General features: G+C 39.1%; 22 protein-coding genes and 1 pseudogene. 21 read left to right on the plus strand and 2 right to left on the minus strand.

Annotated elements, in window-relative coordinates; genetic code table 11:
• Window positions 1-12 precede the first annotated feature (12 nt).
• Both lon and P6280_RS00580 read right to left on the minus strand, forming a co-directional pair.
• Window positions 13-2,517, minus strand: coding sequence for an endopeptidase La (gene lon, locus P6280_RS00575; protein ID WP_283236715.1), 2,505 nt, complete (start codon window positions 2,515-2,517; stop codon window positions 13-15).
• A 41-nt stretch (window positions 2,518-2,558) separates the two neighbouring features.
• A complete protein-coding gene (locus P6280_RS00580) occupies window positions 2,559-3,221 on the minus strand; it encodes an outer membrane protein assembly factor BamD (RefSeq protein ID WP_001237316.1) in 663 nt (220 codons plus the stop codon).
• A gap of 407 nt (window positions 3,222-3,628) precedes the next feature.
• Here P6280_RS00580 and fliW point away from each other — a divergent pair, with 407 nt between their 5' ends.
• The 21 genes and pseudogenes from fliW (at window position 3,629) to P6280_RS07605 (ending at window position 22,996) form a co-directional block, all read left to right on the plus strand.
• On the plus strand, window positions 3,629-4,018 hold the full coding sequence (gene fliW / locus P6280_RS00585; protein ID WP_014533371.1) for a flagellar assembly protein FliW: 390 nt from the start codon (window positions 3,629-3,631) through the stop codon (window positions 4,016-4,018).
• A gap of 172 nt (window positions 4,019-4,190) precedes the next feature.
• Window positions 4,191-4,670 (plus strand): 3-hydroxyacyl-ACP dehydratase FabZ, encoded by a 480-nt coding sequence (gene fabZ, locus P6280_RS00590; protein WP_000437116.1) that lies wholly within the window; start codon window positions 4,191-4,193, stop codon window positions 4,668-4,670.
• Window positions 4,671-4,672: 2 nt separating this feature from the next.
• Window positions 4,673-5,485, plus strand: a complete 813-nt coding sequence (gene lpxA / locus P6280_RS00595) for an acyl-ACP--UDP-N-acetylglucosamine O-acyltransferase (protein WP_000034088.1) — start codon at window positions 4,673-4,675, stop codon at window positions 5,483-5,485.
• A gap of 1 nt (window position 5,486) precedes the next feature.
• On the plus strand, window positions 5,487-6,833 hold the full coding sequence (gene clpX / locus P6280_RS00600; RefSeq protein WP_154481893.1) for an ATP-dependent protease ATP-binding subunit ClpX: 1,347 nt from the start codon (window positions 5,487-5,489) through the stop codon (window positions 6,831-6,833).
• Window positions 6,834-6,875: 42 nt separating this feature from the next.
• Entirely contained in the window at window positions 6,876-7,919 is a 1,044-nt protein-coding gene (locus P6280_RS00605) for a rod shape-determining protein (protein WP_000577744.1), read from the plus strand.
• Between the two features lie 3 nt (window positions 7,920-7,922).
• Window positions 7,923-8,669 carry a rod shape-determining protein MreC gene (gene mreC, locus P6280_RS00610; protein WP_283236716.1) on the plus strand — a complete coding sequence of 249 codons (747 nt, stop codon included), beginning with the start codon at window positions 7,923-7,925 and terminating at the stop codon, window positions 8,667-8,669.
• Window positions 8,670-8,685: 16 nt separating this feature from the next.
• Window positions 8,686-8,913 (plus strand): annotated as a pseudogene (locus tag P6280_RS00615) (restriction endonuclease subunit R); the annotation flags it as partial.
• Between the two features lie 80 nt (window positions 8,914-8,993).
• A complete protein-coding gene (gene crdR / locus P6280_RS00620) occupies window positions 8,994-9,635 on the plus strand; it encodes a copper response regulator transcription factor CrdR (RefSeq protein ID WP_017280897.1) in 642 nt (213 codons plus the stop codon).
• Window positions 9,601-10,803: a copper-sensing histidine kinase CrdS gene (gene crdS, locus P6280_RS00625; protein WP_283237435.1), complete on the plus strand. Its 1,203-nt coding sequence runs from the start codon at window positions 9,601-9,603 to the stop codon at window positions 10,801-10,803. Before crdR ends, crdS begins: the two co-directional genes overlap by 35 nt.
• Before the next feature lie 2 nt (window positions 10,804-10,805).
• Complete coding sequence (locus P6280_RS00630; RefSeq protein WP_283236717.1) at window positions 10,806-12,200, plus strand: NAD(P)H-hydrate dehydratase; 1,395 nt, start codon at window positions 10,806-10,808, stop codon at window positions 12,198-12,200.
• 10 nt (window positions 12,201-12,210) lie between these two features.
• Window positions 12,211-13,671 carry a replicative DNA helicase gene (locus P6280_RS00635; protein ID WP_283236718.1) on the plus strand — a complete coding sequence of 487 codons (1,461 nt, stop codon included), beginning with the start codon at window positions 12,211-12,213 and terminating at the stop codon, window positions 13,669-13,671.
• Window positions 13,668-14,981 carry a ComEC/Rec2 family competence protein gene (locus tag P6280_RS00640; RefSeq protein WP_283236719.1) on the plus strand — a complete coding sequence of 438 codons (1,314 nt, stop codon included), beginning with the start codon at window positions 13,668-13,670 and terminating at the stop codon, window positions 14,979-14,981. The genes P6280_RS00635 and P6280_RS00640 overlap by 4 nt, the downstream gene beginning before the upstream one ends.
• 28 nt (window positions 14,982-15,009) lie before the next feature.
• Complete coding sequence (mqnP, locus tag P6280_RS00645) at window positions 15,010-15,894, plus strand: menaquinone biosynthesis prenyltransferase MqnP (RefSeq protein ID WP_180524726.1); 885 nt, start codon at window positions 15,010-15,012, stop codon at window positions 15,892-15,894.
• Window positions 15,887-16,381, plus strand: coding sequence for a hypothetical protein (locus P6280_RS00650; RefSeq protein ID WP_000544981.1), 495 nt, complete (start codon window positions 15,887-15,889; stop codon window positions 16,379-16,381). The genes mqnP and P6280_RS00650 overlap by 8 nt, the downstream gene beginning before the upstream one ends.
• A 12-nt stretch (window positions 16,382-16,393) precedes the next feature.
• Window positions 16,394-16,897 (plus strand): DUF6115 domain-containing protein, encoded by a 504-nt coding sequence (locus tag P6280_RS00655; protein WP_000953106.1) that lies wholly within the window; start codon window positions 16,394-16,396, stop codon window positions 16,895-16,897.
• The gene (locus P6280_RS00660) at window positions 16,894-17,697 is read left to right on the plus strand and encodes a phosphatidylserine decarboxylase (protein WP_283236720.1); all 804 of its coding nucleotides are present in this window, start codon (window positions 16,894-16,896) and stop codon (window positions 17,695-17,697) included. The genes P6280_RS00655 and P6280_RS00660 overlap by 4 nt, the downstream gene beginning before the upstream one ends.
• A complete protein-coding gene (gene nadA, locus P6280_RS00665; RefSeq protein WP_283236721.1) occupies window positions 17,687-18,697 on the plus strand; it encodes a quinolinate synthase NadA in 1,011 nt (336 codons plus the stop codon). Before P6280_RS00660 ends, nadA begins: the two co-directional genes overlap by 11 nt.
• Window positions 18,697-19,518 (plus strand): carboxylating nicotinate-nucleotide diphosphorylase, encoded by an 822-nt coding sequence (gene nadC / locus P6280_RS00670; protein WP_283236722.1) that lies wholly within the window; start codon window positions 18,697-18,699, stop codon window positions 19,516-19,518. The genes nadA and nadC overlap by 1 nt, the downstream gene beginning before the upstream one ends.
• A 24-nt stretch (window positions 19,519-19,542) precedes the next feature.
• Entirely contained in the window at window positions 19,543-22,626 is a 3,084-nt protein-coding gene (locus tag P6280_RS00675) for a type ISP restriction/modification enzyme (RefSeq protein WP_502868305.1), read from the plus strand.
• On the plus strand, window positions 22,596-22,901 hold the full coding sequence (locus P6280_RS07690) for a type ISP restriction/modification enzyme (RefSeq protein ID WP_502868309.1): 306 nt from the start codon (window positions 22,596-22,598) through the stop codon (window positions 22,899-22,901). The genes P6280_RS00675 and P6280_RS07690 overlap by 31 nt, the downstream gene beginning before the upstream one ends.
• Window positions 22,859-22,996, plus strand: coding sequence for a DNA methyltransferase (locus P6280_RS07605; RefSeq protein WP_349306337.1), 138 nt, complete (start codon window positions 22,859-22,861; stop codon window positions 22,994-22,996). Before P6280_RS07690 ends, P6280_RS07605 begins: the two co-directional genes overlap by 43 nt.
• Window positions 22,997-23,056: the final 60 nt, after the last annotated feature.

A 23,056-nucleotide genomic window follows, 5' to 3' on the forward strand; every position in this document is an offset into this window, starting at 1 on the left:
TCGTGTCAAATTTTAAAGCAAAGTTTTTTCTAACACTTCAGCGATGTTTTTCACCGCAATGATGTTTAAATTCTCTCGCACTTCAGTAGGGATTTCATCTAAATCCCTTTCGTAATTTTTGACAGGAATGAGAGCGGTTTTAATGCCGGCTTTAAAAGCAGCGATCAATTTTTCTTTCAACCCTCCTATGGGTAAAACTTCCCCGCTCAAAGTCAATTCGCCCGTCATTGCCACTTCGCTTCTTGTAGCCCTATCGCATAAAATGCTCGCTATCACGCTCGCCATAGCGATCCCAGCACTCGGGCCGTCTTTAGGCGTAGCCCCTTCAGGGACATGCAAATGCAAATCATAAGCGTTATAAACTTTCAGTTCTTTTTTCTTTTTCTTACCCTCTGCGTCTTTAGGGGTTTCGCTAGGGATTTTAGGCGCTTTTAAGGTTTCGTTATCCAATAAGGCTTTGACAACAGAAAAAGCGATAATGGCGGATTCTTTCATCACATCGCCTAAGCTCCCTGTGAGCTTCAATTCCCCCTTGCCTCTAATCTTAAGCGCTTCAATTTTAAGCACATCACCGCCTACTGGAGTCCATGCCAAACCATTGACAATACCGATTTTATTTTCTTTATCTATGGGGTCAATTTCAAACACCATGCGTTCTAAATACTCTTTAAGGTTGCTAGGCGTGATAGAGATGCAGAAATCTTTGTTTTCGCCTTTTTTTTCGTTTTCTTCATTTTCGCTTTTTTTATCTTCCTTATCTTCGCCTTTTTTGGTTCGCCCTTTTTTATGCGGGCCATCTTCTAGGTATTTTAAAGCCACTTTACGCATAATCGTTGCGATCTGTCTTCGTAAATCCCTAACGCCCGCTTCTCTGGTGTATTTTTCAATAATGAGTTTCAAACACTCATGGCTAATTTCAACTTCGCTAGGCTTTAAGGCATGCTTTTCTAATTCTTGGGGGATGAGGTAGTTTTTAGCGATTTCTTCTTTTTCATTAGGCGTGTAGCTAGACACGCTGATAAATTCCATTCTGTCCCTTAAAGGGGCTGGGATCCTGTCAATATTATTAGCGGTAGCGATAAAAATCACTTGCGACAAATCAATGCTAAAATTCGCATAATGATCCCTAAAAGCGATATTTTGCTCAGGGTCTAAGATCTCTAATAAAGCGCTCGCTGGATCACCCCTAACGCTCCTATCCACCTTATCAATTTCATCTAAAACCATGACCGGATTCATCTTTTTGGCTTCAATAAGCCCTTGGACAATGCGTCCGGGCATTGAGCCTATATAAGTGCGTCTGTGCCCTCTTAATTCATTCACATCTTCTAATCCCCCTAAAGCGATCCGAACCAAAGGGCGCTCTATCGCTTTAGCAATGGAATTAGCCAAACTCGTTTTACCCACGCCAGGAGGCCCATAAAAGCATAAAATCGTGCCTTTAGCTTTGTCTTTTTTTTCTTGTTTTTTCTTGTGGCGCATTTCTAAAAGCTGCATGGTGGCAAAGTATTCTACAATACGCTCTTTAGGTCTTTTTAAGGAATAATGATCCTTGTCTAGTTGCTCTTTCACATGTTTGATGTCAAGCGCTTTTTTCCCGTATTGCCCAAAAGGCACATCTAGCATGGTTTCAATATAATTTTGTAAAGTTGCGCTATCAGAGCTGTCCGCATGGGTTCGGCTCAGCCGGTCAATTTGCTTTTTAATCTCCTTAAACGCTTCTTCTTTTAAAAAAGGCTTGACGCTTTCTAGTTTTTGGTAGTATTGGTTTAAATCTTCATCTCGCTGTTTGTCTGTGCCAAGCTCTTTTTGGATCTGTTTGAGCTGCTCTTTTAAGAAATATTCCTTATTGGTTTGCTCCATTTTTTGATGGACTTTGGACTTGATTTCTTTTTGGAGTTTTTGGGTTTTAGTTTCTTCTATCACAATATCAATCAAATCCAACAAGCGCTGTTCGGTGTTGTTGTTGGCAAAAAGAGAATACGCCTGATCTTTTTTCAAATGCAAGGCCGCTGCGATTAAATCAGCGATGCGGTTAGGATCGTCATTGTCTTCTAAAGCCTTGATCAAATCCGGAGGAAAGAGCGAGCTGACATTGGCTAGAGTGATCACTTTTTCTTTTAGCACTTCTATGATAGCTTGAATGTTTTCTTTATCGTATTCTAAATATTCAATAGGGATTATTTGAGCTTCTAAAAAACCTTGCTCGTTTTCTTTGGCAGGCTCTAAAATACGCCCCTTAGCGATGCCATTAAAGAGCAATTTCACGCGCCCATTAGGCATGTTGGCTTCACGCATAACCGATCCAATCACCCCCACATCATAATAAGGGGCTTCATTGTCATTCAATTTGTCTTTTTGGCATGCAATGAAAACTAACGATTTATTGCTTTTAGCGTAAGCTAACGCCTTGATGCTCGCATTATTTTGCAAAAAAATAGGGGCTATCATAAAGGGGTATAAAAAGGTGTCTTCTTCCACCAATAAAGGCAGAATTTTAGGAAAATCTTCAGTCATTTTTCATCTCTCTGTTATAATGTGTATGGTTTTGAAATATCCTACCAATCAAAAATTAACACATACCAAGGCATGTGCGATGGTTTGGGTTTAGTCTCTTTTTCTAAAGTCTCATCTATCCTTTCTAAATAGCGTTTCACGCCCTCAGGCTTGTGGCGTTTTTTATAGACATTGGCGATCGCGCGATTGAGCTCGTTTTGCCCTAAAATGAATTTGATTTGCATGTATTCTACATAGGGGCGGTAACGGCTGTTAGGGTATTTTTCTATAAATTCGCCCAAACTCACAATAGAATTAGAGATAAATTCCTGGTCTTTAGAATGGTTTTTAAAAGCGTAATAATGCGATTGCAGTTTCAAAAAAGTCAAATAATCCACATTGTCTTTCGTCCCAAAGCGCTTGATGTATTCATCAAAGTAAAAAGACGCCAAAACATACTCTTTCTTTTTCATGTGCGCTTGCCCTAAAGCCAGCATCGCTTCCGGGACAAGGGGGGAATTGATGTGTTCGCTCTGTAAAGAAGAATAGTAATTGTCCGCTGTTTCTAAATTGGCAAAAAGGATTTCTCTCAAAATCCCTTGATACCAAAAGATTGCCGGTTTGTTGTATTCATCTTTTTTTTTCTTTTTGTTCGCGCAACCGGTGCCTATAACAATAATTGCCATTGTGATAAAAAGGAAAGTTTTAAAATGTTTTAAACGCATGCCACCTGTCTTATAAAATTAAATTTTTGAATAACTCATTGAGTTATTTTTTCTTATCTTTCTTATTCCTACCGAATAATGTAAAAACTATTTCTCCAATCAAGCACACCGCACCAAAAATGTTCCACCCAGTGCTGTAATGAGATTTATTAGGGTTGTTTTTCTTGATTTGTGGTTTTATTTTGATCATTTCTTAACTCCTTATTGTATTTTATAATTATTCAGTTAAGCTTCCATCATGGTTAAATGATTGGGATTATACCCAAAACTAGCAAAAATTGATTTTACCAAAATTGTTTGATATAATACAGAGTTTTAATTTAGAAATCATTGAGCGCTGGTTTTAAGGCGGTCTTTATTCTTTAAGGAGAAGATTTTGTGCTTTTTTAAAGGGAATGCAATCGCCTATGATTTTTGATGTGAAAGCGCCTATATTAGGGTTTGAAACCATTCATAAAATGCGTTTGCAAAAGATTGATGAAATCTTTTTGCGTTTGAATAGCGCAGAAGATAATTCCGTGGTGTCTTTCACGCTGGTTAATCCCTTTGCTTTAAGAAAATACGATTTTGAAGTGCCTACCCCCTTAAAAATCCTTTTAGAATTAGAGGGAGCAAAGAGCGTTCTAATCGCTAATATCATGGTCGTTCAAACCCCCATTGAGCTTTCCACCGTGAATTATTTAGCCCCTTTAATTTTCAATTTTGACAAGCAGCTCATGGGGCAAGTGGTTTTGGATTCTAACAAATACCCACACTATCATTTAAGAGAGAATATTCTGAGCCACACGCATGAATGATGCATGAGCGGTATCTGAATAAAGCGTTTCTTTAAGCTTATGGTGCAATGCATTGGTGTTTTTGCAAATGCAAGCGAGCGGTTTTCTTATGGTATAATAGCGGTTATTTTTTAGAATAACCAACGCTAAAATAGCGCTTTAATTGAATCCAAAACAAGGAGTTTATTTTTTTATGGAACAAAATCATCAAAACTTGCAATCTCAATTTTTTATAGAGCATATCTTACAGATTTTACCTCACCGCTATCCCATGCTCTTAGTGGATAGAATTACAGAGTTACAAGCCAATAAAAAAATTGTCGCTTATAAGAATATCACTTTTAATGAAGATGTGTTTAACGGGCATTTCCCCAATAAGCCCATTTTCCCGGGCGTTTTAATTGTAGAGGGCATGGCGCAAAGCGGAGGGTTTTTAGCCTTCACTAGCTTGTGGGGGTTTGACCCTGAAATAGCCAAAACCAAAATCGTGTATTTCATGACGATTGACAAGGTTAAGTTCCGCATTCCTGTAACCCCAGGCGACAGATTAGAATACCATTTAGAAGTCTTAAAGCATAAGGGCATGATCTGGCAAGTGGGCGGCACGGCTCAAGTGGATGGCAAAGTGGTCGCTGAAGCCGAATTAAAAGCAATGATCGCAGAGAGAGATTAAAAATGAGTAAAATTGCAAAAACAGCCATTATCTCTCCTAAAGCAGAGATTGGCAAGGGTGTAGAGATTGGGGAATTTTGCGTTATTGGGGATCATATCAAGCTCAATGATGGCGTGAAACTCCATAACAATGTAACCTTACAAGGGCATACTTTCATTGGAAAAAACACCGAAATTTTTCCTTTTGCCGTGCTAGGCACACAGCCTCAAGATTTAAAATATAAGGGCGAATACAGCGAACTGATTATTGGAGAAGACAACCTTATTCGGGAATTTTGCATGATAAATCCCGGCACTGAAGGGGGGATTAAAAAAACCATTATCGGGGATAAAAACCTGCTCATGGCTTATGTGCATGTCGCTCATGATTGCGTGATTGGCAGTCATTGCATTTTGGCTAATGGCGTAACTTTAGCAGGGCATATTGAAATAGGCGATTATGTCAATATTGGCGGTCTTACAGCGATCCATCAGTTTGTGCGTATCGCTAAAGGGTGCATGATAGCCGGTAAGAGCGCTTTAGGCAAAGATGTGCCGCCTTATTGCACTGCAGAGGGCAATCGCGCTTTTATTAGGGGATTAAACCGCCACAGGATGCGCCAATTACTAGAGAGTAAGGATATTGATTTTATCCATGTGCTTTATAAGAGGTTGTTCCGCCCTGTCCTCTCCTTGCGAGAGAGCGCTAAATTAGAGTTAGAAGAGCATGCCAATAACCCTTTTGTAAAAGAGATTTGCTCTTTTATTTTAGAGAGTTCTAGGGGCGTGGCGTATAAGTCAAGCGAATATTCTAGCGAAGAAAAACAAGAGGAATAACATGAACGAAACGCTTTATTGCAGTTTTTGCAAAAAACCAGAATCAAGAGATCCCAAAAAACGCCGCATTATTTTTGCGAGCAACCTGAATAAAGATGTGTGCGTGTGCGAATATTGTATAGATGTGATGCATGGGGAATTGCATAAATACGACAGAATGGATTCTTTACTAGCGCTCAAGAGAGAGCGATTGAGGAGAATGGAATCAAGCACCTATGAAGAAGAGTTTTTACTCTCTCACATTCCAGCCCCTAAAGAGCTTAAAGCGGTTTTAGATAATTATGTGATAGGGCAAGAGCAGGCTAAAAAGGTTTTTTCTGTAGCCGTGTATAACCACTACAAACGCTTATCTTTTAAAGAAAAACTCAAAAAACAAGACAGCCAAGACAGCGATTTAGAGTTAGAGCATTTAGAAGAAGTGGAGTTGAGCAAGTCTAATATTTTATTGATCGGCCCTACAGGATCAGGCAAAACTTTAATGGCGCAAACTCTAGCCAAGCATTTGGATATTCCTATCGCCATTAGCGATGCGACCAGCTTGACTGAAGCGGGTTATGTGGGCGAAGATGTGGAAAATATCCTTACAAGATTGTTGCAAGCGAGCGATTGGAATGTTCAAAAAGCCCAAAAAGGCATTGTGTTTATTGATGAGATCGATAAAATCAGCCGTTTGTCAGAAAACCGCTCTATCACTAGAGATGTTTCTGGTGAGGGCGTTCAGCAAGCGTTATTGAAAATCGTTGAAGGCTCTTTAGTGAATATCCCCCCCAAAGGCGGCAGAAAGCACCCTGAGGGCAATTTCATTCAAATTGACACGAGCGATATTTTATTCATTTGCGCTGGAGCGTTTGATGGGTTGGCGGAAATCATTAAAAAACGCACCACGCAAAATGTGTTGGGTTTCACTCAAGAAAAGATGAGCAAAAAAGAGCAAGAAGCGATCTTGCATTTAGTCCAAACCCATGACCTGGTTACTTATGGGCTTATCCCTGAGCTTATCGGCCGTTTGCCGGTTTTAAGCACGCTAGATAGTATCAGTTTAGAAGCGATGGTGGATATTTTACAAAAGCCTAAAAACGCCCTAATCAAGCAATACCAGCAACTTTTCAAAATGGATGAGGTGGATTTGATCTTTGAAGAAGAAGCGATTAAAGAAATCGCTAGACTCGCTTTAGAGCGAAAAACCGGGGCTAGAGGCCTAAGGGCAATCATTGAAGATTTTTGTTTGGATATTATGTTTGATTTGCCCAAGCTTAAAGGATCGGAAGTGCGTATCACCAAAGATTGTGTTTTAAAACAAGCTGAACCTTTGATCATTGCTAAAACGCATTCTAAAATGCTTCCTTAAAAAATACGCTTATAAATTTAATGATAAAGGATTAGAAAGGGCATGATTTTTAGCAAATTAATCGGTTTGTTTTCGCATGATATTGCCATAGATTTAGGCACGGCTAACACGATCGTGTTAGTCAAAGGGCAGGGCATTATTATCAATGAGCCTTCTATTGTGGCGGTGCGCATGGGGTTGTTTGATTCTAAAGCTTATGATATTTTGGCAGTGGGGAGTGAGGCTAAAGAAATGCTAGGCAAAACCCCTAACAGCATCAGAGCGATTCGCCCCATGAAAGATGGCGTGATTGCCGATTATGACATTACCGCTAAAATGATTCGCTACTTTATTGAAAAAGCGCACAAACGAAAGACATGGATTCGCCCGCGTATCATGGTGTGCGTGCCTTATGGATTGACAAGCGTGGAAAGGAATGCGGTTAAAGAGAGTGCTTTAAGCGCGGGGGCTAGAGAAGTCTTTTTGATTGAAGAGCCTATGGCAGCCGCGATTGGAGCAGGCTTGCCGGTGAAAGAGCCTCAAGGGAGTTTGATTGTGGATATTGGCGGAGGCACGACTGAAATTGGCGTGATCAGTCTTGGGGGGCTAGTCATTTCTAAAAGCATTAGAGTGGCTGGGGATAAATTGGATCAAAGCATCGTGGAGTATATCCGTAAGAAATTCAATCTGTTGATAGGGGAGCGCACCGGCGAAGAGATTAAAATTGAAATCGGTTGCGCGATCAAATTGGACCCGCCTCTCACGATGGAAGTGTCAGGGAGGGATCAAGTGAGCGGGTTGTTGCACACGATTGAACTGAGCTCTGATGATGTGTTTGAAGCCATTAAAGATCAGGTGAGAGAAATCTCTAGTGCTTTAAGGAGCGTGCTTGAAGAAGTGAAGCCGGATTTGGCTAAAGACATTGTACAAAATGGCGTGGTGCTTACCGGCGGTGGGGCTTTGATTAAGGGCTTAGACAAGTATTTAAGCGATATGGTTAAACTCCCTGTGTATGTGGGCGATGAGCCTTTATTAGCCGTAGCCAAAGGCACAGGAGAAGCCATACAAGATTTGGATTTACTCAGCCGTGTGGGTTTTAGCGAATAATGCATGCGTTTTTATTTTAAATTCCTTTGGCTTTTAGGGGTTTTTCTTATTTTTTATTTTTTAGATTTTAAGGGTAGTTCTTCTTATATCAGCGACAGGATTAAAAATGCCTTGATGGGTGCTAAAAACAGCCTATTGGACAACATTCAAGCGTATTTTTTTCAAGCCAAAAACATTAAGGAATTTCAAAAAGAACGCTTGATTTTAGAAGCTTTAAAACTAGAAAACGCCGATTTAAAAGAGCGTTTGAATAGCGTTTATCCTTTAGAAAAGCCAAAAATGGTCTATTCCCCCACTTTTATGACCTCATTCATCAGTTTAGAAGACACGCACAGCGTCTCTCTCAACCCTGTCATGAATTTAGAAGAAAATAAGATTTATGGCCTTGTCTCTCACAATCAAGCCATAGGCATTGCCGTGCTAGAAAAAGGGCGCTTGAATGGGTTTTTGAACGCTCACAAGCGCTGTGCTTATAGCGTGATGATAGGCAAAAATCAAGTATTAGGCTTTATAGGATCTAATTTCAAGCAAGAATTAGTCGTGGATTTTATTGTCCCTAGCGCTGAAATTAACATAGGCGATCAAGTGCTAACGAGCGGGCTAGATGGGATTTTTGGAGCGGGGGTGTTTGTGGGCGAAGTTTCAAGCATTGAAGATCATTACACTTATAAAAGCGCGGTGTTGAAAAACGCTTTTTTAAGCAACGCTAAACTTTTAAGGCATGTGTTTTTAAGCGATGTGAAAAACTAGCGTTACATTCAAGGCTGATTTAATCTACATTGATGCTTTTAACCATGCGAAAATATCTCAAACGCAAAATAAACATATTTGCTTGTATTTTAAAAATTGCGATGTGATTTTATCTAAAGGCTTAAAAGAAGAAGAACAAGAAAGCCTTTATTTTACTTACATTAAAAATGTGTTATATAAACTTGACTTACAAAATGCCATGTTGAAATACAATAAAGATTTATTGCATTCTAAAAACGGCTGATAAAATAAGGCGGTGTCTTTTTAAGAGAGCGTTTTTCATAACCGCTTTTGGTATAAAGGCAATTAGCGCTACAATACCCCATGCAAAAAAAGATTTTTTTACTAGAGGACGATTACCTTTTAAGCGAGAGCGTTAAGGAGTTTTTAGAGCATTTGGGCTATGAAGTGTCTTGCGCTTTTAACGGGAAAGAAGCTTATGAAAGGCTCTCTGTTGAGCGCTTCAACCTCTTGCTTTTAGATGTGCAAGTGCCTGAAATGAATAGCTTGGAATTGTTCAGGCGCATCAAAAACGATTTTTTAATCTCTACGCCTGTGATTTTTATCACCGCCTTACAGGATAACGCTACCTTAAAAAACGCTTTTAATTTAGGAGCGAGCGATTATTTGAAAAAGCCTTTTGATTTGGACGAATTAGAAGCGCGCATTAAAAGGTTTTTCAATGATGATCCCATAGAAATCATGCCTAACATTTTTTATTACCAACACTCTTTGAATATTAGAGGGAAAAAGGAAATCCTAGCGCCCAAAACCGCCCAACTTTTAGAATACTTTTTAGAGCATAAGGGGCAAATCATTAGCTCTCAAGTGTTAGAAAATAATTTATGGGAGCAAGCTATTGATGATTCCACCTTGCGCACTTACATTAAAGTGTTGCGCAAGCTTTTAGGTAAAAATTGCATAGAAACGCATAAGGGGGTGGGCTATCGCTTTAACCCACTATGAAAAAAAATCCCTTAAGCTCTTTTTAGGGACTTATTTGGGCTCTTCGTTTGTGTTGATGCTGGTGATTAGCGTTTTAGCGTTTAACTATGAAAAAAACGAAAAAATCAAAATGATACGCATGGACATGGACAAAATGGCTTCCAAGATCGCTAGTGAAGTGGTCGCCTTGCACATGCAAACGCATGGGGATTATCAAAACGCTTTAAACGCTCTGATTTCACGCTATAAAGACGCTTCCATAGCCCTTTTTGATAGTAAAAGGCGTGTTTTGTATTCTAATATCCCTGAAAGCACAAATTTGATTAAAAACCATAAAGAAGCAGGATTTTTTAGTTTCAAGGGGGAGTATTACCTGTTTAGCGATGAAACTTTCGCCCATTTAGGTGTGGCTAAAATGCTTTTTAAAAATTCTAAACCCCTTCATTTTTCTTCTTTGTATCGTAACATTGTTTTAGTGTTTGTCGTAGCGTTTTTATGCGTGATAGGGGTTTCTGTGTTTTTGGGGCATTTGTTTTTAAAGCCCATTAGGAATGAAATCACCCGCATTGATCATTTTTTAAAAAACACCACGCATGAATTAAACACCCCCATGAGCGCTTTAGTCTTGTCTTTAAAAACATTAGAAGACAACCAACAGCACCGCCGCATTAAAATCGCTATCCAGCGCATGAGTTTTTTATACCTCTCGCTCTCGTATTTAGTGATGCAAGATATTGGGCGCGAATCCCTTATGCTTTTAGATTTAAAAGCCCTGATTACCAAAGAAAACACGCTTTTTAGCGAGATGATAGACTACCACAAGCTGGAATTTAAAAGCGATTTAGTGGGAGTGGAGATTAAGGCTAAAGAGCAGGATTTCATTTCGCTTTATAGCAATTTGCTCATGAATGCGATCAAATACAGCGTCATGCATGGGTATATCCACATAGAGCTAACGCATGAGTTTTTGAAAGTGAAAAATTTAGGGTATGAAATCCCTAAAGACAAAATCGCAGAATTAAGCGTTCGTTATGTGCGTTTCAATTCTAGCGTGTTGGGTTATGGTATAGGGTTAGATTTAGTGAAAAAAGTGTGTGAAAAGTATAAAATGCGTTTAGAAATCCATAGCGAGCCCTCTTTAAAAGGATCGTTTTATGAAAATTCGTTTTGCGTTCAATTTCAAGGATAAAGATGCTTTCAGTGTATGAAAAAGTAAATGCCCTAGACAAAAGGGCGCTTGAAAAATTTAATTTAAGCGAAGACATTTTAATGGAAAACGCCGCTATGGCTTTAGAAAGGGCGGTTTTACAAAACGCTTCTTTGGGCGCTAAAGTCATTATCCTTTGTGGGAGTGGGGATAATGGGGGCGATGGCTATGCATTAGCCAGGCGTTTAGCGGGGCGTTTTAAAACGCTAGTCTTTGAAATGAAACCAGCCAAAAGCCCCATGTGCCAATTGCAACAAGAAAGGGCTAAAAAAGTAGGGGTAGCCATCAAAACATGGGAAGAAAAGAATGAAGATTTAGAATGCGATGTGTTAATAGATTGCGTGGTGGGGAGTAACTTTAAGGGCGAATTAGAGCCGTTTTTAAACTTTGAAAGCCTTTCTCAAAAAGCGCGTTTTAAAATCGCTTGCGATATTCCTAGCGGAATCGATTCTAAAGGCAGGGTGGATAAGAGGGCGTTTAAAGCGCACATGACTATCAGCATGGGCGCTATTAAGTCATGCTTATTAAGCGATAGGGCTAAAGACTATATAGGGGAATTGAAAGTGGGGCATTTGGGGGTTTTTAATCAAATTTATGAGATCCCAACAGACACTTTTTTACTGGAAAAAAGCGATTTGAAACTGCCCTTAAGGGATAAAAAAAACGCTCATAAAGGCGATTACGGGCATGCGCACATTCTTTTAGGCAAGCATAGTGGGGCTGGGTTATTGAGCGCTTTAAGCGCGTTAAATTTTGGATCTGGGGTGGTGAGCGTTCAAGCGTTAGAATGCGAGATAACTTCTAATAACAAGCCTTTAGAATTGGTTTTTTGTGAAAATTTCCCTAACCCATTGAGCGCGTTCGCTCTTGGCATGGGGTTAGAGGGTTTCCCAAAGGATTTTAACAAGTGGCTTGAATTAGCCCCATGCGTTTTAGATGCGGGCGTTTTTTATCATAAAGAGGTCTTACAAGCCTTAGAAAAAGAAGTCGTTTTAACCCCTCACCCTAAAGAGTTTTTATCGTTATTAAAATTAGTAGGGATCAATATAAGCATGCTAGAATTGTTAGACAATAAACTAGAAATCGCAAGGGATTTTTCTCAAAAATACCCCAAAGTGGTTTTGCTTTTAAAAGGGGCTAATACCCTAATCGCTCATCAAGGGCAAGTTTTTATCAACATTTTAGGGAGCGTGGCTTTAGCCAAAGCAGGCAGTGGCGATGTGTTAGCGGGGCTTATTTTAAGCTTGCTTTCTCAAAACTACACGCCTTTAGACGCCGCTATTAACGCAAGTTTAGCGCACGCTATGGCGAGTTTAGAATTTAAGAATAATTACGCTTTAACGCCCCTAGATTTGATAGAAAAGATCAAACGATTATAAAAGGATAAAAATGGATCATTTAAAGCATTTGCAGCAATTGCAAAATATGGAAAGGATCGTGCTTTCAGGCATTGTGTTTGCCAATCATAAGATTGAAGAGGTCCATAGCGTTTTAGAGCCTAGCGATTTTTACTACCCGCCTAACGGCTTGTTTTTTGAAATCGCTTTAAAACTGCATGAAGAAAATTGCCCCATTGATGAGAATTTTATCCGCCAAAAAATGCCTAAAGACAAGCAAATCAAAGAAGAAGATCTAGTCGCTATTTTTGCGGCAAGCCCTATAGATAATATTGAAGCCTATGTTGAAGAGATTAAAAACGCTTCCATTAAACGAAAACTTTTTGGCTTGGCTAACACCATTAGAGAACAAGCCCTAGAAAGCGCGCAAAAATCCAGCGATATTTTAGGCGCTGTGGAGCGAGAAGTCTATGCGTTATTGAACGGCAGCACGATAGAGGGCTTTAGGGATATTAAAGAAGTGCTTGAAAGCACGATGGATCTTATTGTAGAAAACCAAAGAAGGGGGAGTTTGGAAGTTACTGGCATACCGACTGGCTTTACTCAATTGGATAATTATACGAGCGGTTTTAACAAAGGGAGTTTAGTCATTATAGGGGCAAGGCCGTCTATGGGTAAAACCAGTTTGATGATGAACATGGTCTTAAGTGCGCTCCATGACGATAGGGGGGTAGCGGTTTTTAGTTTAGAAATGTCTGCGGAGCAACTCGCTTTAAGGGCACTATCGGATCTCACTTCTATTAACATGCATGATTTAGAGAGCGGGAGGCTTGATGATGATCAATGGGAAAATTTAGCCAAATGCTACGATCACCTTTCTTGCAAAAAACTCTTTTTCTACGATAAAAGTCATGTGAGGATAGAGCAAATCCGCTTGCAACTACGAAAGCTCAAATCCCAACACAAGGAATTGGGTATCGCTTTTATTGACTATTTGCAGCTCATGTCAGGGAATAAAGCCACTAAAGAACGCCATGAGCAAATCGCTGAAATTTCAAGGGAGCTTAAAACTTTAGCCAGAGAATTAGAAATCCCTATCATAGCGTTAGTGCAACTCAACCGTAGCCTGGAAAGCCGAGACGATAAACGGCCCATTCTTTCTGATATTAAAGACAGCGGAGGGATTGAACAAGACGCTGATATTGTTTTATTTTTATACAGAGGCTATATCTATCAAATGAGGGCTGAAGACAACAAAATAGACAAACTCAAAAAAGAAGGCAAAATTGAAGAGGCGCAAGAGTTGCACCTAAAAGTCAATGAAGAAAGGCGTATCCACAAGCAAAATGGCAGTATTGAAGAGGCTGAAATCATTGTGGCTAAAAACAGGAATGGGGCTACAGGAACGGTTTATACGCGCTTTAACGCTCCTTTAATGCGCTATGAAGACATGCCCATGGATTCTCATTTAGAAGAAGGACAAGAAACTAAAATGGAAATGCCCATAACTTGAAAGATAAAACTTTTCAGGGGGCGTTTGAACTTCTTGCAACCCCCAAAGAATACTTGTTGTGTGGGGTTATTTTAAGCCTTTTGTTAATACTCAATCTTTATTTAGAATATTTGAATTACCAAAAGCTTGATTTTTCAAAACCTACAAGCCTGAACGCTCAAATCTTGTTGCAATACCCTAAAACTAAAGATCAAAAAACCTATTTTGTTTTAAAGATCCAATCAAAGGGCATGATCTTTTATGCCACCATTAAAGAGCCTTTAAAAAACCTCCAATACCGCTACGCGCAATTTTTTGGCAAAATCAAACCTTGCTCATTTTTAGAGTCTTTAAAATCATGCTTTTTTCAAACTTATTCTTTTTCTTTAACACGAAAACAAGATTTCAAATCGCATTGGCGCCGTTTCATTGACAGCGCTCATTCAAGCGCTTTAGTGGGTAATTTGTATCGAGCGTTGTTTATAGGGGATAGCTTGAATAAAGACTTAAGAGATAGGGCTAACGCGCTAGGGATCAACCACTTACTAGCCATTAGCGGGTTTCATTTAGGGATTTTGAGTGCAGGCGTGTATTTTCTTTTCTCTCTTTTTTATACCCCTTTACAAAAACGCTATTTCCCTTATAGGAACGCTTTTTATGATATAGGGGTTTTGGTGTGGGTTTTTTTGCTAGGGTATTTGTTGCTATTGGATTTTTTACCCTCTTTTTTCAGGGCGTTTTTAATGGGCTTGTTAGGGTTTTTGGCATGCTTTTTTGGGGTAAGGCTTTTGAGTTTTAAGCTTTTGATTTTAGCGTGCTGTATTGCTATAGCGTTACTCCCTAAATTGCTTTTTAGCGTGGGGTTTTTGCTTTCTGTTTGTGGGGTGTGGTATATCTTTTTGTTTTTAAAACACACTCAAGCCTTTTTTAAAACTTCTTCTTTTTTGGTGCGATCTTTTCAAGTCATAAGCTTAAGCACGCTAGTGTTTTTGAACATGCTCATCATTGCGCATGCCTTTTTCCCTATGTTTTCGCCCTACCAACTCTTTAGCATTCCTTTAGGCTTGATTTTTATCGTGTTTTTCCCTTTGAGTTTAATCTTGCATGCTGTGGGTTTGGGGTCTTTGTTGGATGGTATTTTAAACATGCCTTTAATGATCCCTACGATTTTTGTTTCTTCGCCTTTATGGCTTTTAGTGGTGCATTTATTTTTAACGATTCTAAGTGCGCGTTTTTTTAAAGTTTATTTAAGCATGAATGTTTTGAGCGTGGGCTTTTTCTTGTATTGTTGCTATCAATATATTATAATGCCTAGTTTAATTGTAGGTTAGAAAAGTCATTTTATTAGGGATCAAATAATTGCTTAAAAAAATCACGCATCAAATCAAAGCTTTAAGCGAATTGGTCGCTTTGGAGCATACGATATTTTCTAGCATGTTTTTACTCATGGCTATGGTCATAAGCTCCTATCAAAAAAATCAAACGCTCTTTTTTGGGTTAGAAACCTTAATCCTTTGTTTTTTAGCCTTATTAGGGGCAAGAAACTTCGCTATGGGGTTTAACCGCCTAGTGGATAGAGATATTGATAAGGATAACCCAAGGACAAAAAACCGCCCAAGCGTGGATGGCCGGATTAGCGTTAAAGGCATGGTGGTTTTTAGCGCTTTAAACGCTCTTTTATTCGTGGTGGTGAGCTATTTCATTAACCCTTTAGCTTTCAGGCTTTCGTTACCTTTTTTAATCATTTTAGGGGGGTATTCGTATTTCAAGCGCTTTTCTTCTTTGGCGCATTTTATCGTGGGTTTAGCTTTGGGTTTAGCCCCCATTGCTGGGAGTGTGGCGGTTTTAGGGGATATTCCTTTATGGAATGTCTTTTTGGCTTTAGGGGTGATGTTATGGGTGGCTGGGTTTGATTTGCTCTATTCTTTACAGGATATGGAGTTTGATAAAGAAAGGGGCTTGTTTTCCATTCCTAGCCAATTAGGGGAAAAGTGGTGCTTGAATCTTTCAAGGCTCTCACATCTTGTGGCGCTTGTGTGCTGGCTTTGTTTTGTGAAATGCTATCATGGGGGGCTTTTTGCGTATTTAGGATTAGGGGTTTCAGCCTTGATTTTACTCTATGAGCAGATCTTAGTGGCTAGGGATTATAAAAACATTCCTAAAGCCTTTTTTGTGAGTAATGGCTATTTGGGGGTGGTGTTTTTTATTTTTATTGTCCTTGATGTGGGGTCTAAGCATGCATGAGTTGGTTTTAAGATCCCAAGCTTTAGGGTTTGAAACGCGCTTAGTCCAATGCGATTTATCGTTTTCTTATGAAAGGTTCATCTCTAAAACCACACGCTCTTTAGCGGTATTAGAAGAATTTGATTGGTTGGGTTCTGGCTTTGATTTTTCACGCTTGAATGTTGAAAATGACACTCTGGAATTACTCAAAGCGCTGTATTTTAAATTAGAAAAATTAGAGAGCCTGCTTTTAAAAGAAAATTTACTTGAATTAGAGCAAAAGGATCGCATCACCGCTTTAGGGCATGGGTTAATTTGCATCAAAAAATCAAGCCTGATAGCACCTCAAACTTATTACGGGCGTTGTGTGTTAGAGGGGAAAATCCTAGCCTTTTTTGGCGTGGCAAGGGATAAAAATTTTTTAGAAATCACTCGCATGCATGCCTTAGACATTAAGCGTTATGATTCTTTCATTGTCCATAGCGAAAGAAAAGGCTTGAAATTATGAACGGGAGCAATCATGTTATCTTCTAATGATTTGTTTATGGTCGTTTTAGGGGCGATTTTATTGGTGTTGGTGTGCTTGGTAGGGTATTTGTATCTTAAAGAAAAAGAGTTTTACCATAAAATGAGGCGTTTAGAAAAAACCTTAGATGAATCCTATCAAGAAAATTATATCTATTCTAAGCGCTTGAAAGAATTAGAGGGGCGTTTGGAAGGCCTTTCTTTAGAAAAAAGCGCTAAAGAGGATAGCTCATTGAGAACGACCCTTTCACACCTTTATAACCAGTTGCAAGAAATCCAAAAATCCATGGATAAAGAGCGCGATTATTTGGAAGAAAAAATCATTATTTTAGAAAACAAATTCAAAGACATGGGGCATTATGCCGCTAGCGATGAAATCAACGAAAAACAGGTTTTGAAAATGTATCAAGAAGGCTATAGCGTGGATTCTATTTCTAAAGAGTTTAAAGTGAGTAAGGGCGAGGTGGAGTTTGTGTTGAACATGGCAGGGTTAAAATGATGGCTTTAAGCAACGCTTTTTCAAGGGTTTTTGGCTCTGTCGCTGGCTATGAATTCCCTTCTTTTATCCAAAAAGGCATCAACGCCCTTTATGTTAAGATCTTTAAAATTGATTTGAGCGAGTTTGAGCCTTTAGAAAATTATAAGAGTTTGAACGCTCTTTTCACGCGCTCTTTAAAAAAAGAACGCCCCTTTGACAAAGCCCCTAACGCATGCATTGCGCCTTGCGATGCTTTGATCACTGAATGCGCTTTTTTAGACAACGATAGCGCTTTACAAATTAAAGGCATGCCCTATAAAGCGCATGAATTAGTGGGCGAAATCAACCCCTTAAGCCCTTCTTTTTTCTATGTGAATTTTTACCTTTCGCCCAAAGATTACCACCACTACCACGCCCCTTGCGATTTAGAAATTTTAGAAGCTCGTTATTTTGCGGGGAAATTACTGCCGGTCAATAAGCCCTCGTTATACAAAAACAAAAATCTGTTTGTGGGCAATGAAAGGGTTGCGCTGGTTGCAAAAGACATTCAAGGCAATAGGTTGTATTTTGTAGCGGTGGGAGCGTTAAATGTGGGTAAAATGCGTTTTAATTTTGATAAGAATATCCAAACTAACGCTAAAGCCCATTTCACGCAAACCTACTCTTACAACCCTCCGATTAAGGTTAAAAAAGGGGATAATTTAGGGAATTTTGAAATGGGTTCTACGATCGTTTTATTCATTCAAAACACCGCTTTTAAAGATTTGAAAGAAAAAAGCGTGAAGTTTGGGGAAAGTATAGGGGAATTTCATGCCAACTGATAACGATTTAAAAACTTCTATTTTGGAATTGTTGCGCGATTTAGACGCGCTTTTAGTGGCTCATTTTTATCAAAAAGATGAGATTGTAGAGTTGGCCCATTATACAGGCGATAGCCTAGAGTTAGCTAAAATCGCAAGCCAAAGCGATAAAAACCTCATCGTGTTTTGCGGGGTGCATTTTATGGGTGAGAGCGTCAAAGCCCTAGCCTTTAATAAACAAGTGATCATGCCCAAACTCTCATGCTGTTCTATGGCGAGGATGATTGATAGCCATTACTACGATAGAAGCGTTCATTTATTAAAAGAATACGGCGTTAAAGAATTTTACCCTATCACTTATATCAATTCTAACGCTGAAGTGAAAGCCAAAGTCGCTAAAGATGGTGGCGTGGTCTGCACGAGTAGGAACGCTTCTAAAATCTTTAACCACGCTTTAAAACAAAATAAAAAAATCTTTTTTCTACCGGATAAATGCTTGGGGGAAAATCTAGCCCTAGAAAATGGCTTAAAAAGCGCGATTTTAGGCGTAAACAGCAAAGAAGAAATTAAAAACGCTGATGTGGTTTGTTATAACGGCTTTTGTTCGGTGCATCAGCTTTTCAAATTAGAAGACATTGAATTTTACCGCCAAAAATACCCGGATATTTTAATCGCTGTCCATCCAGAGTGCGAGCCTAGCGTGGTCCAAAATGCTGATTTTAGCGGATCAACGAGTCAAATCATAGAATTTGTAGAAAAGTTAAGCCCCCATCAAAAAGTCGCCATAGGCACTGAAAGCAATTTAGTCAATCGCTTGAAAGCCAAGCGCAACCATCAAAACACTTTCATTCTTTCTAGCACGCTCGCCCTTTGCCCTACCATGAATGAAACGACTTTAAAAGATTTGTTTGAAGTCTTAAAGGCTTATAAAAACCACAGGACTTTTAATGCGATTGAATTAAAAGATGAGGTGGCGCGTTTGGCTAAACTCGCTTTAACTAAAATGATGGAGTTATCCTAATGGAAATTAAAACCTTTTTAGAACGCGCTTTAAAAGAAGATTTAGGGCATGGGGATTTGTTTGAAAGGGTGTTAGAAAAAGATTTTAAAGCCACAGCCTTTGTTAGGGCTAAACAAGAGGGCGTGTTTTCAGGCGAAAAATACGCTTTAGCGTTGTTGGAAATGACTGGCATTGAATGCGTTCAAACGATTAAGGATAAAGAACGCTTCAAGCCTAAAGACACTTTAATGGAGATTAGGGGGGATTTCAGCATGCTTTTAAAGGTTGAGCGCACCCTTTTAAACCTTTTGCAACACAGCAGCGGGATCGCTACTTTAACGAGTCGTTTTGTAGAAGCTCTAAACTCCCATGAAGTGCGTTTGTTGGACACACGAAAAACCAGACCCCTTTTAAGGATCTTTGAAAAATATTCCGTGCTTAATGGGGGAGCGAGCAACCACCGCTTAGGGCTAGATGACGCTTTAATGCTTAAAGACACGCATTTAAAGCATGTCAAAGATCTCAAAAGCTTTTTAACGCATGCCAGAAAAAACTTGCCCTTCACGGCTAAAATTGAAATTGAATGCGAAAGCTTTGAAGAGGCCAAAAACGCCATGAATGCGGGAGCGGATATTGTGATGTGCGATAATATGAGCGCTTTAGAAACTAAAGAAATTGCCGCTTATAGAGATATGCATTATCCCTTTGTTTTATTGGAAGCGAGTGGGAATATTTCACTAGAGAGCATCAACGCTTACGCTAAAAGCGGTGTGGATGCCATTAGCGTAGGGGCTTTAATCCATCAAGCCACTTTTATTGACATGCACATGAAAATGGCTTAAAGGCTTTAAAAAGGGGTTATTAGCATGCTAAAGGAATATTTAGAAAGCATTAAAGATCTTACGACTGAAAAGAATGAACTCACGCACCGCCCTTCTTTACACAACTTGCTTAATCGGTTAAAAGACCATTTCAATAAAGAATTTAAGATTGAACATGAACCTAAAAAAGAGCAAGGAAGCCAGCCTGATTTTCGCGTTTCTTTTCAAGGGCTTAACATCGGCTATATAGAAAATAAAAGAGTAGGGGCCAATTTTAGACAGCTCTTAAAAAGCGATCAAATCCTTAAATATTTAGAATTAAACCCTAACCTCATGCTCACTGATTACCTTAATTTCATGTGGGTAGGGAAAGATGAAAATAACGCCCCTTTAATCAAAAAAGAAATCTCTATCGCCAGCCCTGATGAACTCTCTAAACCCCTAAAGCCCAAACCACAAACCGAGCGCGATTTAATTGAATTGTTTAAAAGCTTTTTCAACCACGAAACAGCCCCTATCACTAACGCTAAAGATTTCGCAACGCATTTAAGCCCGCGCACCAAGTATTTAAAAGACGCTTTAATCAAATACCAAGAAAAAGTGCAAGTTTCTAGCGTTTTTAAGAATTTTAAAGAATATCTTTATGAAGAATTGAGCTTTGAAGACTTTAGCGATGCGCTCGCTCAAACGCTCACCTACAGCCTTTTTCTAGCCAAGCTCAACCACCCTTTTGAAAAAATTAATTTGGATAATGTGAGGAGTTCCATTCCTGAAAACTTCGCTGTGATCAGAGAAATGGCGGATTTTTTAAAGAAACTTGATGGAATTAAAGAAATCCAATGGCTTTTAAATGAAATTTTAAGCTCGATAAATCATGTTGATATGGATTCTATCCTTAAAGATTTGAATGACGATAAAGATCCTTATTTGCACTTTTATGAAACCTTTTTAAGCGCTTATGACCCTAAATTGCGAGAGAGTAAGGGCGTGTATTACACCCCAGATTCTGTGGTGAAATTCATCATTAACGCTTTGGATAGTTTGCTTAAAACGCATTTCAAAGACGCTCCCTTAGGCTTAAAAAGCGCTTTGGATAACAAAAATATCAAGCTTTTAGATTTTGCCACCGGCACGGGCACTTTTTTATTAGAAGCGTTCAGAAAAGCCCTAGAAATGAGGAAAACAAGCGATGGAGGCATCTCCACTAAAGAGGATAAATACCAAAACCTCTTAAAGCAATTTTATGGGTTTGAATACTTGATCGCTCCTTATGCGATCGCTCATTTGAATCTCAGTCAAGCCTTTAAGGAGGAATTTAAAAAACCTCTCAAAGAAAACGATGCACTTAAAATCATTTTAACCAACACCCTCATGCAGCCTAGTGAGATCGCCGCTTATCGTGGGCTAAACCCGATTTTTGAAACAGAGCTTTTAAACGCTCAAGAAATCAAAAAAGATGAAAATATCCTTATCATCACCGGTAATCCCCCTTATAGCGGGGCGAGCAGTAATGAGGGCTTGTTTGAATGGGAAGTGAAAGCCACTTACGGCATAGAGCCTGAATTCCAAACAATAGAAATTGAAAAAAAGGTTAAACTTGCCGATAAAATCAAAACGCTTTTAAAAAACATTCAAGCCCAAAAGCAAGGCGATAAAAGCGTCAAAAACACCAACAAAGACGCCCTAAAGAAACTTAAACAAATCCATTCCAAATACAAACTACAAGATGAGAAAAACCCTAAATGGCTCTTAGACGATTATGTGAAATTCATGCGTTTCGCTCAAAACAAGATCGAATCATTAGGGCATGGCCTTTTTGGCTTTATCTCTAACAACGCCTTTTTGGACAACCCTACTTTTAGGGGGTTAAGGCGCTCTCTTTTAGAATGCTACGATGAACTTTATATCTTAAACTTGCATGGAAATGCGAGGAAAAAGGAGAAAACCCCACAAGGCGCAGACGATGATAATGTTTTCAATATCATGCAAGGTGTGTCCATTAACCTCTTTGTCAAAAACCCACAAATAACCAAGCAAAAAATCCACTATTGTGATGTGTATGGCGAAAGAGCTGAAAAATACGCCTTTTTAGCCCAAAATGATTTGAATAGTATTGAGTGGCTTGAGCTTAACCCAAGAGAGCCTTTTTACTTGCTGCTGCCTTTAAAAATGCGCTTGTTAGATGAATACGAACAAGGGTTTAGCGTTAAGGATATGTTTCAAGTTGGAGGCACCGGTATTTGTTCGCAACGAGATCATGTCGTTTTCCATAAAGACAAAGAAAGCTTGCTAAAGCTTTTAAAAGATTTTTCAACCTTAGAACCCATTGAATTGCGCAGAAAATATGATATTGGCGATGATGGCAGAGATTGGTGTTTAGAATATGCTATTAGAGATGTTAGGGCAAATGCTGATAACTTAGAAAAATACATTATTTTGTGCCAATACCGCCCTTTTGATTATCGTTGGACTTATTATACTGGTAAATCAAAGTCTTTTATCGCTTATCCACGAGGCGAAGTTTTTAAGCACATGTTACCCCCCCAACAAACCCTAAAACCCAATCAAACGCGCAAAAATGTCGCGCTAATTACTTCTCGCAGATTTTGTCAATCACAAAAAAGCGGCGTAGGATTTGTTAGTAATAAAATTTCAGATTTGCGCACTTGGACATGTCCAAGAATGGAGGGAGGCGATTATGTGAATCCGCTATACCATAACCCCAACTACACCGAAAATTTTACGCCAGAGTTTAGAGGCTTTATAGACAAGCATTATAACCACTCTTTTGAGCCGCTAGAGATTTTAGGCTATATTTATGCGTTATTGTATTCCCCAAACTACCGCAAGCGCTATGAAGACTTTCTCAAAGCCGATTACCCTAAAATCCTTTTCACAGAAAATAAAGATTTGTTTAGAGCCTTAAGCCTTTTAGGGATTGAATTAATCGGCTTGCATGTTTTAAACCAAGAAAGCCTAAATTACAGCTTTGAAAAACTAAAAGACGCTACCATAGGCGAATCCTACTATATAGAAGCGCATGATCGTAACCCCATCATCAAAAACTCTCTCATAACGAACCAGAAAAACGGCTTTATATCAACCATAGCGCTTATTTTAGTGGGGTGAGTCAAGAAATTTATGATTACAGGATAGGGGGGTATTGCGTTTTAGACAAATACTTAAAAAGCCATAAAAACGAGCCTTGCGACTTTGATCATGTAACCCGTATCATTAAAGTCATTGCGCGCACGATTGAAATCCAAAAAACGCTTGGATTTTTAACTAGCGATTTGCCTCATTTAAAAGGGAATGACAGCAAAGCGTTAATGCAAGAAATCTTGCAAAATCCACCCCCCCCATGTCTAATCTCGCTCTCATTTGCGATAGAGGCTCTAAAGTAAGCCCCATTTCTAATCTTTTTGTAACCAGCATGCTTTGTGATTTGCATGTGAATGGATCGGGGAGTTATGCGTTTTTGTTGTATCGTTTAACATAGGTAAAGATAGGTAACTTCTATCATTTGATGAGAACAAATCTAGAGATCAAACATTAAGAT

Origin of the sequence: Helicobacter sp. 219-2 (assembly GCF_030053225.1) — a bacterium.
GTDB classification, from domain to species: domain Bacteria; phylum Campylobacterota; class Campylobacteria; order Campylobacterales; family Helicobacteraceae; genus Helicobacter; species Helicobacter pylori_C.